General features: G+C 52.3%; 17 protein-coding genes. 16 read left to right on the top strand and 1 reads right to left on the bottom strand.

The window, feature by feature from the left end; translation table 11 throughout:
- The first annotated feature begins 21 nt into the window (after positions 1–21).
- The 12 genes from DKB62_RS01825 (at position 22) to DKB62_RS01770 (ending at position 9,480) form a co-directional block, all read left to right on the top strand.
- On the top strand, positions 22–1,059 hold the full coding sequence (locus DKB62_RS01825) for an MraY family glycosyltransferase (RefSeq protein ID WP_095630162.1): 1,038 nt from the start codon (positions 22–24) through the stop codon (positions 1,057–1,059).
- Positions 1,060–1,094: 35 nt separating this feature from the next.
- A complete protein-coding gene (gene wecB / locus DKB62_RS01820) occupies positions 1,095–2,243 on the top strand; it encodes a non-hydrolyzing UDP-N-acetylglucosamine 2-epimerase (protein WP_107195912.1) in 1,149 nt (382 codons plus the stop codon).
- 201 nt (positions 2,244–2,444) lie between these two features.
- Complete coding sequence (locus DKB62_RS01815; RefSeq protein ID WP_087477081.1) at positions 2,445–2,720, top strand: AtpZ/AtpI family protein; 276 nt, start codon at positions 2,445–2,447, stop codon at positions 2,718–2,720.
- An 11-nt stretch (positions 2,721–2,731) separates the two neighbouring features.
- Complete coding sequence (locus DKB62_RS01810) at positions 2,732–3,103, top strand: ATP synthase subunit I (RefSeq protein ID WP_107195913.1); 372 nt, start codon at positions 2,732–2,734, stop codon at positions 3,101–3,103.
- A gap of 18 nt (positions 3,104–3,121) precedes the next feature.
- Positions 3,122–3,796 carry a F0F1 ATP synthase subunit A gene (gene atpB, locus DKB62_RS01805; RefSeq protein WP_087477080.1) on the top strand — a complete coding sequence of 225 codons (675 nt, stop codon included), beginning with the start codon at positions 3,122–3,124 and terminating at the stop codon, positions 3,794–3,796.
- Between the two features lie 36 nt (positions 3,797–3,832).
- Positions 3,833–4,081, top strand: coding sequence for a F0F1 ATP synthase subunit C (gene atpE, locus DKB62_RS01800; RefSeq protein WP_087477079.1), 249 nt, complete (start codon positions 3,833–3,835; stop codon positions 4,079–4,081).
- 42 nt (positions 4,082–4,123) lie between these two features.
- Positions 4,124–4,624 (top strand): F0F1 ATP synthase subunit B, encoded by a 501-nt coding sequence (gene atpF, locus DKB62_RS01795; RefSeq protein WP_107195914.1) that lies wholly within the window; start codon positions 4,124–4,126, stop codon positions 4,622–4,624.
- Positions 4,625–4,628: 4 nt separating this feature from the next.
- Positions 4,629–5,195 (top strand): ATP synthase F1 subunit delta, encoded by a 567-nt coding sequence (gene atpH / locus DKB62_RS01790; RefSeq protein WP_107195915.1) that lies wholly within the window; start codon positions 4,629–4,631, stop codon positions 5,193–5,195.
- Positions 5,195–6,730 (top strand): F0F1 ATP synthase subunit alpha, encoded by a 1,536-nt coding sequence (gene atpA, locus DKB62_RS01785; RefSeq protein WP_107195916.1) that lies wholly within the window; start codon positions 5,195–5,197, stop codon positions 6,728–6,730. The genes atpH and atpA overlap by 1 nt, the downstream gene beginning before the upstream one ends.
- A 3-nt stretch (positions 6,731–6,733) precedes the next feature.
- The gene (gene atpG, locus DKB62_RS01780; protein WP_107195917.1) at positions 6,734–7,597 is read left to right on the top strand and encodes an ATP synthase F1 subunit gamma; all 864 of its coding nucleotides are present in this window, start codon (positions 6,734–6,736) and stop codon (positions 7,595–7,597) included.
- Positions 7,598–7,635: 38 nt separating this feature from the next.
- Positions 7,636–9,054 carry a F0F1 ATP synthase subunit beta gene (gene atpD, locus DKB62_RS01775; RefSeq protein WP_087477074.1) on the top strand — a complete coding sequence of 473 codons (1,419 nt, stop codon included), beginning with the start codon at positions 7,636–7,638 and terminating at the stop codon, positions 9,052–9,054.
- A 3-nt stretch (positions 9,055–9,057) separates the two neighbouring features.
- A complete protein-coding gene (locus tag DKB62_RS01770) occupies positions 9,058–9,480 on the top strand; it encodes a F0F1 ATP synthase subunit epsilon (RefSeq protein WP_095630158.1) in 423 nt (140 codons plus the stop codon).
- A 107-nt stretch (positions 9,481–9,587) separates the two neighbouring features.
- Here the strand turns inward: DKB62_RS01770 and DKB62_RS01765 are convergent, their stop codons facing one another.
- Complete coding sequence (locus DKB62_RS01765) at positions 9,588–10,076, bottom strand: transposase (protein WP_087477072.1); 489 nt, start codon at positions 10,074–10,076, stop codon at positions 9,588–9,590.
- 306 nt (positions 10,077–10,382) lie between these two features.
- Here DKB62_RS01765 and DKB62_RS01760 point away from each other — a divergent pair, with 306 nt between their 5' ends.
- From DKB62_RS01760 to DKB62_RS01745, 4 genes are all read left to right on the top strand, one after another.
- Positions 10,383–10,859: a GNAT family N-acetyltransferase gene (locus DKB62_RS01760; RefSeq protein ID WP_107195918.1), complete on the top strand. Its 477-nt coding sequence runs from the start codon at positions 10,383–10,385 to the stop codon at positions 10,857–10,859.
- A 74-nt stretch (positions 10,860–10,933) separates the two neighbouring features.
- Entirely contained in the window at positions 10,934–12,079 is a 1,146-nt protein-coding gene (locus tag DKB62_RS01755) for an aldo/keto reductase (RefSeq protein WP_107195919.1), read from the top strand.
- A 52-nt stretch (positions 12,080–12,131) separates the two neighbouring features.
- Positions 12,132–12,563 (top strand): C-GCAxxG-C-C family (seleno)protein, encoded by a 432-nt coding sequence (locus tag DKB62_RS01750; protein ID WP_087477069.1) that lies wholly within the window; start codon positions 12,132–12,134, stop codon positions 12,561–12,563.
- Between the two features lie 379 nt (positions 12,564–12,942).
- Positions 12,943–14,580 carry a ShlB/FhaC/HecB family hemolysin secretion/activation protein gene (locus DKB62_RS01745; RefSeq protein WP_095630154.1) on the top strand — a complete coding sequence of 546 codons (1,638 nt, stop codon included), beginning with the start codon at positions 12,943–12,945 and terminating at the stop codon, positions 14,578–14,580.
- Positions 14,581–14,614 lie beyond the last annotated feature (34 nt).

Below are 14,614 nucleotides of genomic sequence, written 5' to 3'. Positions count from 1 at the left end.
TACGGAAAGTAGGCGTGTGTTGTGCTTGAATATTTTGTGCCGTTTTTGATTGCCCTCATAGTTGCATATGTATTGACGCCAGGCGTTAAAAAGTTGGCAATTAAAGTCGGCGCCGTTGACAAACCTAATGCGAGAAAGGTCCATACTCACGCCATACCGCGGCTGGGCGGGCTGGCTATCTACGTCGGCTTCATGGCGGCCGTACTCTTTTGCGTACCCGTGCGCCACGAGCTGCTGGGCCTTCTCCTGGGATGCACGGCTATCGTCGCCTTGGGCATTTGGGACGATATCTGCAATATTCCGGCTAAAGTAAAATTAGTCGGACAGATCGTTGCGGCATGTATTCCCATCGCCTTTGGAATTCAGATCGAATGGCTGACAAATCCCTTCGGCACGCTCATCGTGCTGCCGGAGCTCGTCGCTATTCCGGTGACGATTTTCTGGATTATCGGGTTTACGAATACAGTAAATCTGATTGACGGCCTGGATGGATTGGCGGCCGGCGTGTCGTTTATCGCGTCGGTATCGATGTTTTTGCTGGCTTATACCATGAACCAGTACCTGCCGGCTATGATCATCGTCGCAATGGCCGGAGCAGCTCTCGGCTTTTTGCAGTACAATTTTAACCCCGCCAAGATTTTCATGGGCGATACGGGAAGTATGCTGCTGGGCTATACGATGGCCGTCGCAGCTGTGCTGGGGCTGGTTAAGACGGCGGCGACGATCGCGTTGGTAGTGCCGCTCATCGCTCTGGGCCTGCCCATTTTGGATACGTTATTCGCTATTATCCGCCGCAAGATGAGCGGCGTGCCCATTTTTCAGCCTGATAAGGGACATCTGCACCATCGCCTGCTGGCTTTAGGCATGTCGCAGAAGCAAGCTGTATTGATCATGTATTTCGTCAGCATCGTTCTGGGGATCGTAGCCCTGTTTGTCGCTAACGTAAGTTATCAGACAGGCATTGCGACGGTATTGGTCGTCCTTGCTGTGATTATTTATACGGCGAAACGCCTTGGCATATTGCAAAAAACAACGGCCAATTCTACCCGCAAAGAATAGGCGGGTAGAATTGTTTCGTCTAAGGAGGTATTTCTATGATTAAGGTAATGACTGTATTCGGCACGCGTCCGGAAGCAATCAAGATGGCTCCGGTCGTACTGGAACTGAAAAAGCATGCCGATAAAATCCAGACAGTCGTGGCCGTTACAGCCCAGCACCGGCAGATGCTGGATCAGGTGCTGGAGTTATTCCGCATCGAGCCTGATTATGATTTAGATATTATGTCGCAGGGACAGACGTTATACGACATTACGACGAAATCCCTCATGGGGCTGAAATCCGTGTTGGAACAGGAAAAGCCGGATATTGTCCTCGTTCACGGCGACACGACGACGACCTTCGCCGGAGCCCTGGCGGCGTATTATCAGCAGATTCCCGTAGGCCACGTGGAAGCGGGCCTGCGCACGGGCAATATATATTCGCCCTTCCCGGAAGAAATGAACCGCAAGCTGACCGGTTCCATTGCAGCCATTCACTTTGCGCCGACGGCGACAGCGAAAGCCAACCTGCTGAAAGAAGCCGTAGCGGAAAAAAATATCTATGTCACGGGCAACACGGTAATCGACGCCTTGATGAAGACCGTCGACCCGGCCTATACCTTTGAAGACGAAATGCTCAATCATATCGATTTCCTCCGCCACCGGGTCATCTTGATGACGACGCACCGCCGGGAAAACCTAGGCGAGCCGATGCGCCATATCTATAAGGCCCTGCGGAGCATCGTAGAGGAAATTCCCGATACGGAAGTCGTGTTCCCGGTGCACCGCAACCCGCTGGTGCGAAAAGTCGTAGAAGAAGAATTATCCGGCGCAGACCGTATTCACCTTATCGATCCGATGGAATACGAGCCCTTCGCCAACCTCATGAATAAATGCAGCCTCGTGTTGACCGATTCAGGCGGTATCCAGGAGGAAGCGCCGTCTTTGGGCAAGCCGGTGCTGGTGCTGCGCGATACGACGGAGCGGCCTGAAGCCGTGGCGGCTGGTACAGTACGCCTTATCGGAACGGAAAAAGACGTGGTGTATCGCGAGACGAAGCGCCTGTTGACAGATCGGCACGCTTACGATACGATGAGCAACGCCGTCAATCCCTATGGCGACGGGAAGGCTTCGCAGCGTATCGTTCAGGCCATCTTGCGCGACTTCGGCGGAGAAGAAACGGTGATGGAAGAATTTTCTCTATAACAATAATGTATAAAGAGACGCCGGTTCATGACTAAAAAGATATGCATATATTTCTTTTGTTAATAGAAAATATTGACAAATTTAAAATGTTGCTTTTAAATTTTTTCCATGCTAAAATAATTCAATAGCGATTGCGGGTAACGCAACGTCGATATTCGCAACCGCTACTATGCCATCAACGGAAACAGAGGTGTCTGCAGCATGAAGCGGAGGCGTACTGAATCTCATGATGACAATGCAAATCAGATGAAGCTCTGGAATATCGTTGCAATTGCCGGTTCCTTAGGGCTGACCTTGTTTGTCTGCATCTGCGCGGGCGTAGCGTTAGGACGTTTTATTGACTCACATGCCGGAACGGCGCCGTGGGGCATGATTGTGTGTTCCCTCATAGGCGCCGCGTCTGGTTTTTTGTCCTTGTATAAGAAAGCCGTGCGCTTGAATGAAGACAAGCCGTCTCATATGGAAAAAGACAAATAAGGGTGGTGCTGGTGGAAGAATTTGTAAGGTATGTAAAAGCGACGTTGTGCAAGCTCATCGGATTTACATGTTTTGTCGCTGCCGTCCTTGCCGTAAGCGGGGAAACGCAGTACATTACGGGCTGGTGTATCGGCAACGGAATCAACATCGCCTATTTTTTGATGCTGACCAGCCGCTCTACGCGAGCCGTACAATTACCGCCGGCGCGGGCTGTCGCCTTGATACGGGGCGGCGCCGTCCTGCGTCTTGTCATGATCGCTCTGGTATTAATCGTCGTGGCGCAGTTCCCGTCTATTCATTTTGGGGCTGCTGTAGCCGGATTGTTTACCTATCGGGTGACGATTTTTGCCGACATGCTGATCCGGCATGTACGCCAGCGGTAAAGAAAGGAGGTAAAACGTATGGAATTACATACGGGGCATCATTGGGTCGTCCAGATCCTTGGGATGAACGTCAATATGGATACGATTATCATGACGTGGATCGTCGGTATCTTAGTCATCATCGTTTCCTTGGCAGCCACGCGAAAGCGGTCTCTCGTCCCGTCAGGGATGCAGAACGCCATGGAAATGGTTGTCACGGCGCTTCTCGCCCAGTTTAAGGAAACCCTTGGCCCCAAGTACAGTCAGGTTGTATCTATCTTACTGACCATGTTTCTGTTCATCTTGTTTTCCAACGAATTGGGGCTCTTGCCGACAAACCATCTTCTGGCGTCGCCTACGAACGATTTGAATACGACCGTAGCCTTGGCGCTGGTATCTTCCGCGATGGTTCATGTTATCGCATTGAAAAACCAGGGTGTGAAGAAGCACTTTAAGCACTTCTTCCAGCCATTTGCTCCCTTTGTCATCATCAATGTGCTGGAAGAATTTACAAAGCCGCTGACGTTGGCTTTCCGTCTTTTCGGCAACATTCTGGCCGGGGAAATCCTGTTGGAAGTGCTGTACTTCCTCGTTCCGGCAGGCGTGCCGATTGTCTGGCTGATCTTCAGCTTGTTCATCGGCTTAATTCAAGCGTTTATTTTTACTATATTGACGACATCGTACTTAGCTCCTTCCTTCCAGGGCGGGCATTAAACTACATTGTATATCGTATTTAGGAGGTCATTGATTATGGAAAATGCATTGATATTAGGGTTATCGGCTCTTGGCGCAGCAATTGGTATCGGTTTGGCGGCTCTCGGCGCTGCAGTCGGCGACGGCCACGCTGCTTCTAAAATGCTGGAAGGCGTAGCACGTCAGCCTGAAATGGGCGGCAAGCTGCTGACCAACTTCCTCATTTCCGTTGGCTTGATCGAATCCATGCCTATTATCGCAGCCGTTATCGCCATCGTGCTCGTATTTGCCAATCCCTTTATTTAATGGTGGAGGAACTGGATTCCATCATGAAAGGAGGGTGTTACGTTGGTTAGTTTAACCGAAGGAACGTTGTTGTTCCAAATTATCAACTTCTTTATCTTAGTGGCTATTTTGGCAAAATTTGCGTATAAACCGCTGCTGAAGGTTTTGGAAGAACGCCGCAACAAGATCGAATCGGATCTCGACGCCGCGGCCCAGGCCAGAGAAACGGCGGCGCAGCTGCAGGCCGAATACGAAGCGCAGCTCCGCAGCGCCCGCGCCGAAGCCCAGGCTATTATCGATAAAGCCGTAAAGCAGGCTGATAAAGAGGCGCAGGCCCAGCTCAGCGCAATACGCGAACAGATTGCCCGGGAAAAACAGATTGCCCAAGCGGAAATTGCAAACGAACGGGAAGTTGCTATCCGGGAAATGCGCAACGAAGTAGTAACGCTGTCTATGGCTGTGGCAGAAAAGCTGCTTAAAAAGAATCTGGACCCGGATATGAATGCAAAACTGGTTGCAAACTGCATCGATCAGCTTCAGGAAAACCGCGTAAAGGGGAACTGACGCTATGATACCGGAAGTCGTATACAGCAAATACAGCCAGGCTATGTTCGATATTGCAAAAGAACAGGGCAAACTTGATATATTTGGAACAGAGTTGAAAGCTGTCCGCGATGCCATGCAGGAAAATCCTGATTTGCAGAAGTTTATCTGCCATCCGCTCATACAGCCCGGCGTAAAGAAGGATACGCTGCAGAAAATATTTGCCGGCGACGTAGAGCCGCTGGTACTGCAGTTTCTCTACGTCATGATCGACAGGCGGCGCGAAGCGGCTATTGTTCCCGCTATCGACGGGTTTATCGACCTGGCGCGGGCGGCGCAGAACATCGAAGTCGCGAAGGTGCGCGTCGTCAAGGCGCTGACGGTGGCGGAAGAAGAAAAACTGGTTGCCGGATTGGAAAAGATGACAGGCAAGAAGATCGAGCCGCTGTATTACATCGACCCGTCGCTCATCGGCGGCATGGTCATCCAGATCGGCGACAAATTAATAGACGGCAGCCTCCGGCGGCAGCTGCGCGATATGCAGCATAAACTGCTCCAGGCTGACGTGACGAATGGGGTGACGGACGAATAATGAAAATGAAGCCAGAAGAAATAACGGCTATAATCAAGAAACAAATCGAAGATTATAATGTGGAAATGAACGTCGACGATGTCGGCACCGTTCTGGAAGTCGGGGACGGCATTGCCCACATTTACGGTTTGGACAAAGCCATGTCCGGGGAACTGCTGGAACTGCCGCACGGCGTTTACGGCATGGCCCTGAACTTGGAAGAAGACAACGTCGGCGCCGTATTGCTCGGCGATGACGCCCTCATCAAGGAAGGCGACACGGTCCGCCGTACAGGCCGCGTCATGCGCGTTCCCGTAGGCGAAGCTATGATTGGTCGCGTCGTAAACCCCTTGGGTGCGCCTATCGACGGCAAAGGGGAAATCAAGACGACAGAATCCCGTCTCGTCGAAGTGCAGGCGTCAGGTATTGCCGACCGTCAGCCTGTAAAGGTACCTCTTCAGACGGGGCTTAAATCTATCGATTCCATGGTTCCTATCGGACGGGGCCAGCGAGAATTGATCATCGGCGACCGCGGTACGGGCAAGACGGCTATCGCTATCGACACGATTTTAAATCAAAAAGACAGCGGCGTTATTTGCGTTTACGTCGCTATTGGACAAAAAGCCTCGACGGTTGCCCGCGTCGTCCGTACTTTGGAAGAAAACGGCGCGATGGCGTATACTATCGTCGTTGCTGCTACGGCATCTGACGGCGCGCCGCTCCAGTACCTGGCTCCGTATTCGGGCGTATCTATCGGCGAATACTTCATGTATCAGGGCAAGGACGTCCTCTGCATATATGACGACTTGTCCAAACACGCCCAGGCATACCGTGCCATGAGCTTGCTGCTCCGCCGTCCGCCTGGACGTGAAGCCTATCCCGGCGACGTATTCTACTTACATTCCCGTCTGCTGGAACGGGCAGCAAAGCTTTCTGATGATTTGGGTGGCGGCTCCATTACAGCCTTGCCGATCATTGAAACGCTGGCCGGCGACTTGTCGGCGTACATCCCGACAAACGTTATTTCCATTACGGACGGTCAGATATTCCTAGAAACGGAAGCCTTTAACTCTGGTATCCGTCCGGCTATCAACGTCGGCTTGTCCGTATCCCGCGTAGGCGGCTCCGCCCAGATTAAGGCTATGAAGAAAATTGCCGGTACCCTTCGCCTGGATTTAGCGCAGTACCGCGAATTGGCGGCCTTCGCCCAGTTTGGCTCTGACCTCGATAAGAGCACAAAGGCCCAGATCGATAAAGGCGAACGGACGATGCAGCTCTTAATTCAGCCGCAGTATCATCCTATGCCGGTCGAAGACCAGGTTATGCAGATTTATTTGGCTGTTAAAAACTACCTCATGCCGATTCAGGTATCGGAAGTACAGCAGTTTGCCGACGGCTTCATCACGTTCATGCATACCAATTATCCGGAAGTCGGCGAAAGCATCAAGACGACGAAGGAACTCGGCCAGGACGCAGAAGCAACCCTCCAGAAGGCCATCGGCGAATATACAAAGCAGTATAGCGCCACCCATGAGCTGATTAAAGAGGAGGAATAATCTATGCCGAGTGCACGCGAAATAAACCGGCGGATCAAATCCGTTACGAATACTCAGCAGATTACGAAAGCCATGAAAATGGTATCGTCTGTACGACTGCGCCGTGCACAGGAAAGGGCGTTGGCCACAGCGCCGTATACGGAAAAAATCGAAGGCATGCTGCAGCGCTTGGCAGCGGCGTCTACAGGCGAAAAAGTCGCCTTGTTTACGCCTCATGACGAAGTGAAGAGGACGTGCTACATTATCGTCGGGGCTGATAAAGGTCTGGCCGGCGCGTTTAATTCCAATATCAACAAGGCCATGGTTGCCGTGCTGAAAGATAAGCCCCGCAGCGCTTCGATGCTGCTCGTGACAGGCCGTAAGCCTGCTGAATATTTAAAGCATTTGCATATCGTGCCGGACCAGAAGTGGACGGGCTTTTCCGATAAGCCGCAGTTCACCGATGCCCAGCAGATTGCCCATGTTGCTACAGAACAATTTTTGGCTGGCGAAGTTGACGAAGTATATATCATTTATACGAAGTTTAAGTCAGCCTTATCGCAAGAAGTACAAACCGTCAAAATACTGCCTATTTCGCAGCAGGACGGCTCTGAAAAAACCGGTCCGAAAGAAGAGTATCTCTTTGCGCCGGATGCCCATCAGGTCTTGGAATCGCTTTTGCCCCAGTATCTGGACATGCTTGTGTACAACAGCCTGCTCCAGTCGGCGGCCAGCGAGCTCGGGGCCCGTATGACGGCTATGACGTCGGCAACGGATAATGCAGGCGAGCTGATCGACAGATTGACTGTCCATTATAACAAAGTCCGTCAGGCCGGCATTACGAACGAACTGACAGAAATTGTCAGCGGTGCTAATGCCCTGCAGTAGGGCGTGAGTAAAACTAAGAAAGAGAGGAGAGCCTCTTCATGAGCAATAACATTGGGAAAGTAATCCAGGTCATCGGCCCGGTTATTGACGTGCGGTTTGCTTCCGAAGCAGATTTGCCCGCCATTTACACTGCCCTTCACGTCACCGGCGGGGAAGGCGAACAGGCTGTCGACTTGGTAGCAGAAGTTATGCAGCACTTAGGCGACGACGTCGTCCGCTGCGTTGCTATGAGTTCTACAGACGGTCTCGTCCGCGGCATGGCTGCGGAAAATACAGGCGGCCCTATTAAGGTTCCCGTCGGCAAGGGCGTGCTGGGACGTATTTTCAACGTTCTCGGCCAGACCGTCGACAAGGTAGACGAAGTAGTAGAAGCTGAAGACTATTGGCCTATTCATCGGCCGGCTCCGAAATTTGAAGACCAGTCTACAGGCACGGAAATTCTCGAAACGGGCATTAAGGTCGTCGACCTCATCGCACCGTATGCCAAAGGCGGCAAGATTGGCTTGTTCGGCGGCGCCGGTGTAGGCAAGACCGTTCTCATCATGGAATTGATTCACAACGTTGCTACGGAACACGGCGGCTACTCCGTATTTACCGGCGTAGGCGAACGGACCCGCGAAGGCAACGACTTGTGGAACGAAATGAAGGAATCGGGCGTTATCAGCAAGACCGCTCTCGTATACGGCCAGATGAACGAACCGCCTGGAGCCCGTATGCGCGTCGGCCTGACGGGCCTTACGATGGCTGAATATTTCCGCGATAAAGAACATCAGGACGTGCTCCTGTTCATCGACAATATTTTCCGTTTCATTCAGGCCGGTTCGGAAGTATCGGCACTGCTGGGCCGAATTCCTTCGGCTGTTGGGTATCAGCCGACGTTGGGGACGGACGTAGGCGCGCTGCAGGAACGCATCACGTCGACGAAGAACGGCTCCATCACGTCTGTACAGGCCGTATATGTCCCTGCCGACGATTTGACGGACCCGGCTCCGGCTGCGACCTTTGCCCATTTGGATGCGACGACCGTATTGTCCCGTCAGATTGCCGAATTGGGCATTTATCCGGCCGTCGATCCCCTGGATTCGACGTCTCGTATTCTCGATCCCCATATCCTCGGCGAAGACCATTATCAGACGGCCCGCGCCGTTCAGGCTATTTTGCAGAAGTACAACGACCTGCAGGATATCATCGCTATCCTCGGTATCGATGAATTGTCGGAAGAAGACAAGCTCACCGTTGCCCGGGCTCGTAAGATCCAGCGTTTCCTGAGCCAGCCTTTCTCCGTCGCCGAACAGTTTACTGGTCAGCCGGGCCGTTATGTACCGCTGAAAGATACGATTGCCGGCTTTAAGGAAATTCTGTCGGGCCGATGCGACGACATGCCGGAACAGGCGTTCTACATGGTAGGCGATATCGAAGAAGCATATGAAAAGGCCAAGACTCTGAAAGGAGAATAGGCTATGGCAGAAAAAGGAAAGACTATCCGTTTGGAAGTAATTACTCCCGATGCTGCCGTATTAAACGAAGATGTGGAATTCGTCCTCGTGCGGGCCTTAGACGGCGATTTGGGCATTATGCCCAATCACGCGCCGCTCATCGCGTCTTTAGATATCTGGCCGCTTATGTACGATGTAGGCGGCCAGCGCCATTGCCTGAGCGTAGCTTCCGGATTTTTGGAAGTGAGCAATAATGCGATTACCGTCATTACGCCGGCGGCGGAAAAGCCTGAAGACATTGACGTCGAGCGGGCAGAAGCAGCCCAGCAGCGGGCGGAAGCATTGCTTCACAGCCAGCGGAAGGACATAGACGTACATCGGGCGGAAATGGCGCTCAAGCGCGCTTTGTGCCGCTTGGACACGGCAAAAAAATACGGCGGACATTAAAAAATGCTGCATATAAAAGAGAAGCAGAACATGAGATTTCTCATTTCTTGCTTCTCTTTTTTTTGCAGCATGAAAGACTTTATGTTTTGAAAATCATGTGGCTTGTGTCAAACTTTTGGAGAATAGGGGCGCGGCAAAAACGTGTTCAGGCTGTCGTAATGCCAGCGGGTTTTATGTTCCCGTATGTTTTGGCTCAGTGCAAGCTGCGTGTGTTCTCGCTGCACATAGTGACTTGAATAGGATGTTTCCCAGATCGGTTCGTTTGCATGCTGTGCTTTCAGCATGTGTTGGGCCATAGTGTGTTTGCAGTGCGATATGAACCATTTGACGACGCGGTCGTTGCATCGCCTGTACAAGACGAGCAGATGCACGTGATTGGGCATGATGACGTAATCCTGAATCAGAACGAGCTGAGATGAAAGCTTCAGCTTCCGCAGCCCTTCCTCCGCGGCCATTCCCCATACCGTCGGCTGCCAGACGAATCCGTTTTTATCCTTATAAATCCTTCCGAGAGTAGTCTGCTTTTCGTGCGTGCAGAGTGTGATGAATTGGACGCGATGGGCCGGCCAGGGAGAGTTTGTTTTGTTAGTATTCATAAGTCGGTCACCTCCAACAGATGTTATATGTCATTATATAGGATGAAAATAAAACTAAAATTAAAAAAACGAAGAATGTACATTAAATTTTAATTAAAAAATGATATAATGATAATGTATATTGAAATTCGGCCAGCTTGAATAAAATGAAGAAACGTTATTAGCAGCTTTCTATTTATAAACTTTGTGAACACATTGCTTATGCACTTGGCAGCAGCATAGGACTGCAAAAAATAAGGAGATTAGAAATTACAGATTTTGTTATAATACATATATAGACAGTATTCATGCAAGGGAGGCAGGATTATGCAGATTGTGTTGGCCTATGACAAATTGGACGATATACGGCAGCTGTTTCAGGAATATACGGCCATGCTGGTCGAGACGGATGAGACGGTAAAGGCTTGTCTGGCGGCGCAGGGCTACGGCGATGAGCTGGATCATGCAGAGGAAAAATACGGCTTGCCTGACGGGCGGCTGTACGGCGTCTGTGGCGACGACGGGCGTCTCGTAGGCTGCGCGGCCATTCACCGTCTCGATGAGACATGCTGCGAGCTGAAACGGCTGTATATTCAGCCGGCTTGTCGGGGACAAGGCCTGAGCCGGCTGCTTATGGAGCAGTGCATCGGCGAGGCGAAGCAGATCGGTTACAGGCAGATGCGGCTGGACACGCTGCCCTTTATGACGGTGGCCATCGGCCTCTACCGGCAGTACGGATTTTACGAAATCCCGCCGTACTATGATAATCCCATTCCGGCTATTTTCATGCAGAAGGACCTGTAAGAAACGGCTTGACTTGAAGCGCCCTCCATGTGCTATGCTTACAGCAGAGAACGTGATATGTCAGGAGGTATAGTATGAAATACAGAGTATTGGGACGGACAGGCCTTTCCGTCGGCGAAATCGGCTTTGGCTGCGAAGGCATGGTAGAGCACCCCGAATGGACGGAAGCGTTTATCGACGTCATGGAAGCCCATGGGGCAAACTGCATCGATTTGTACGCGCCCCATCCGGATTTTCGCGATGCCTTGGGCAAGGCGCTGCAGGGACGGCGGGATACATTCGTCTTGCAGGCTCATTTGTGCACCATTTGGAAGGACGGGCAGTATAAGCGCACCCGCGATATCGAAGACGTGAAGGCCGGCTTTGAAGACCAGCTGAAACGGCTGCGGACCGACCATCTGGAAATCGGCATGGTTCACTACGTCGATTCTTTGTCGGACTGGCAGCAGATCCAGGACGGCGACATCATGAAATATGCCTTGAAGTTGAAGAAAGACGGCGTCATCGGCAGCATCGGCATGTCGAGCCACAACCCTGAGGCGGCGTTGTCGGCTGTCGAAAGCGGCCTCGTCGACGTGCTCATGTTCAGCGTCAATCCCTGTTACGATTTGCAGCCCGGCAACGAAAACCTTGAGCTCCTGTGGGCTCCTGAAAGCTACGCAAAGCCCCTGCTCAACATGGACCCCCAGCGGCAGCGGCTGTATGAAACGTGCCAGCGGCTGGGCGTAGGCATTACGGTCATGAAGGCCTTCGGCGGCGGCGACCTGCTGAACGGCGATATTTCGCCGGCAGGGAAGGCTTTGACGCCTTTCCAGTGCATGAGTTATGCCTTGGACCGGCCGGCCGTAGCGTCTATTATGAACGGCGCGCGGACTGTAGAGGAAATGAAACAGAACCTGGACTATGAAGACGCCTCTGACGAAGAAAAGGACTACGCTGCGGCGCTGGCGTCCTTTCCGAATATCAGCTGGAAGGGCCATTGCATGTACTGCAGCCACTGCGCGCCCTGTCCGCAGGGAATAGACGTGGCGGCGGTGACGAAATTCCTCAACCTGTGCAAGGCTCAGGGCGATATTCCTGAAACGGTGCGGGAACACTACGCCGTATTGCCTCATACAGCATCGGAATGCATTCAGTGCGGCGCCTGCGAAACGCGCTGCCCCTTTTCCGTCGACATACGGCGGAATATGGCCGACGCGGCGGCCCTGTTTGGCAAGTAATGTCTCTTCATGGTATAATGAATCTTGATTATATCATAGGAGGGGTTATGAATTGGAAAGTGTATACAAGCTTGCCGAACAATATCATTTAGAAGGAAATAACTGCGTCGAATCGGTCGTCAAGGCCTGCAACGACAGCATGAACCTGAATCTTCCCGACGTAGCCATCCGCATGGCCTGCGGCTTGGGCGGCGGCATCGGCCGTTCGGGCTGCGTCTGCGGCGCATTGAGCGGCTCCTGTCTGATTATCAGCGCCCTGGTTGGCCGTCTCGACCCGTCGGAAAAGGAATTGCCGGAAGTATATCAATATACCCACGAATTCCACGACCGTTTCAAGGCTCATTTCGGCACGACCTGCTGCCGGGCCCTGAACCGCTTGAGCTTCGGCACGCCGGAATACCGCAAGCAGTGCATTAACATCACGGCGACGGCTGCCGATATGGTGTCGGACTTCATCGAAGAAAAAGGCCTGCTGAAAAAATAAACGGCATGATCTGTATTGCTGCATAAAGGAGCGAAATCCTGTTGGGTTTTGCTCTTTTTTTGTTATGCAGGAGACAAAGGCTATAGATCATTTTCATTATTTACATAGAAAAGCTATTGGCAAACAGGGGAAAATAATATATGATAAAATGTATATAAAAATAGTAAAAAATAATAATATACAATGATAGAATAATATATAATTATAAATAATACAGTGGTTTGTCGCTGGGGAATGATGAAAGTATTATTTTTTTTGCACCAATATTAGATAATAAAAATCTAGAATAATATATACTTATATATATAAATTGTTTTATTTAATAGCCGCTGCGAGTATATGCGCAGCGGTGGGTTCAGCTCATAGAAAGGGATGCTTTATGACAAAAATCATGTATGCAACGATGATGTTTAGCCTGGCTTTGGCTTGTCCGGCGTTGGCCCAGTCGCCTATACCGACGTTTGATAAAGAAGCCGTGACGGTTCATCCGTACAATCGGACGGGCCGGCAGGATGTCATAGTCGACGAGGCGACGTCTGAGGCCTATTTGCCCGGCAATACGGGGACGGATAGGGAACCGGCTTTTTTTGTCCGCCAGATTACTTTGACGGGATTTCCTCTTCCCGACGAACAAGGAAGGCTGAAAGAGATAGTGAACGCTTACAGCGGCCGCAGCGTCAAGGTATCGGAGCTGAAAGAGCTGACCGATGCCATTACGAAGTATGCTAAGAGCAGCGGCTACACCGTAGCCCAGGCTGTCGTACCGCCGCAGGAAATCGCCGGCGGGCAGCTGGAAATCAAGGTTTACGTCGCAGCGTATGATGAAGTGCGCATTACGCAGAACACGTCAGACGTGGCCGACTCGGTCCTGCAGGGGTATCTGTACAGGCTGAAACAGGGGGAAGTCATGACCGACAGGGAATTGGAGCTGGCGATGAATAATCTCAACGACCTGCCCGGCGTGACAGCCCGCGCCGTCCTCCGTCCCGGCAGGGAAGAGGGAACGACGTCTGTCGACGTGGAGGTCGAGCGGCGGCCCGTGTGGAATAACTACGTCTTTACCGACAATGGCGGCGGCTATTACTCCGGCCGGTACCGCTACGGCTTTCATACGGAAATCAACAATCCCGGCGGCGACGGCGACAAGGTGACCTTGAGCGGCATGATGTCCAGTCACGACGTCAAGAATTACAGCGTCCGCTACGAAACGCCGGCAGGCCGCGGCGGCACGCGTCTCGGCGCGGCGTTCAGCCAGAGCGAATACGAGCTTCATACGAACAGCCTGTATACTTCCCTGGGAAGATCGCGGGGCATCAGCCTCTATGGCATGACGCCCTTGTACCGGGACCGCATGAACCGCCTGACGGCTATGTACGGCTACGACCGCCGGGATATGGAAGACAGCTACCGCTTCCGGACTGCGTCCTGGCCGGAGCTCAAGGTCGGCAAGCGGGCCGACGTCTGGCATGCCGGGCTCAGCGGCAGCCAATACTATCCGAACGAGTTTACCCAATACGACCTGATCTACTGGTACGGCGACATGGATACGGACGGCGGCGCATACTATGACGGTGCGTACCATAAATTGACGGGAAGCCTGCTGAAAATATGGTATGACGGCTTGTGGAATTACCGCGTCCGCTTTCAGGGGCAGTTGGCAAACCGGGCGCTGGATGGCAGCGAGCAGTTTTACCTCGGCGGCATGAACGGCGTCCGGGCCTACGGAAACAACGACGGCTACGGCGACGCCGGCTGGCTGGGCAGCGTGGAAATCCGCCGGCAGACAGGCGTCGAAGGTCTGGAAGCGGCGGCCTTTATCGATGAAGGCTACGGCAATAACAAGGCGGTGGGATACAGCGAGCATCTGTCCGGCTGGGGCCTGGGCCTGCGCTACAGCAAGCCCAATGACTGGTACGTACAGCTCGATTGGGCCCGTAAGATCGACGGCCGCCGCGACTGGTCGGAGCCGACAGACCACGACGACCGCTGGTGGTTCCAGGTCTACAAGATGTTTTAGTTTATTTTTTTTGTTTCAGATACGCTGTATGGTG

Source organism: Megasphaera stantonii, assembly GCF_003367905.1.
Classification (GTDB): Bacteria; Bacillota; Negativicutes; order Veillonellales; family Megasphaeraceae; genus Megasphaera; species Megasphaera stantonii.
Note: the sequence above shows the minus strand (reverse complement) of the source record. Positions and strands in the feature narration are given on the sequence as shown.

Coding starts and splice junctions, on each gene's coding strand:
- wecB (WP_107195912.1), top strand. CDS start 1,095: ATGATTAAGGTAATGACTGTATTCGGCACGCGTCCGGAAGCAATCAAG.
- DKB62_RS01815 (WP_087477081.1), top strand. CDS start 2,445: ATGAAGCGGAGGCGTACTGAATCTCATGATGACAATGCAAATCAGATG.
- atpB (WP_087477080.1), top strand. CDS start 3,122: ATGGAATTACATACGGGGCATCATTGGGTCGTCCAGATCCTTGGGATG.
- atpE (WP_087477079.1), top strand. CDS start 3,833: ATGGAAAATGCATTGATATTAGGGTTATCGGCTCTTGGCGCAGCAATT.
- atpH (WP_107195915.1), top strand. CDS start 4,629: ATGATACCGGAAGTCGTATACAGCAAATACAGCCAGGCTATGTTCGAT.
- atpA (WP_107195916.1), top strand. CDS start 5,195: ATGAAAATGAAGCCAGAAGAAATAACGGCTATAATCAAGAAACAAATC.
- atpG (WP_107195917.1), top strand. CDS start 6,734: ATGCCGAGTGCACGCGAAATAAACCGGCGGATCAAATCCGTTACGAAT.
- atpD (WP_087477074.1), top strand. CDS start 7,636: ATGAGCAATAACATTGGGAAAGTAATCCAGGTCATCGGCCCGGTTATT.
- DKB62_RS01770 (WP_095630158.1), top strand. CDS start 9,058: ATGGCAGAAAAAGGAAAGACTATCCGTTTGGAAGTAATTACTCCCGAT.
- DKB62_RS01765 (WP_087477072.1), bottom strand. CDS start 10,076: ATGAATACTAACAAAACAAACTCTCCCTGGCCGGCCCATCGCGTCCAA.
- DKB62_RS01760 (WP_107195918.1), top strand. CDS start 10,383: ATGCAGATTGTGTTGGCCTATGACAAATTGGACGATATACGGCAGCTG.
- DKB62_RS01755 (WP_107195919.1), top strand. CDS start 10,934: ATGAAATACAGAGTATTGGGACGGACAGGCCTTTCCGTCGGCGAAATC.
- DKB62_RS01745 (WP_095630154.1), top strand. CDS start 12,943: ATGACAAAAATCATGTATGCAACGATGATGTTTAGCCTGGCTTTGGCT.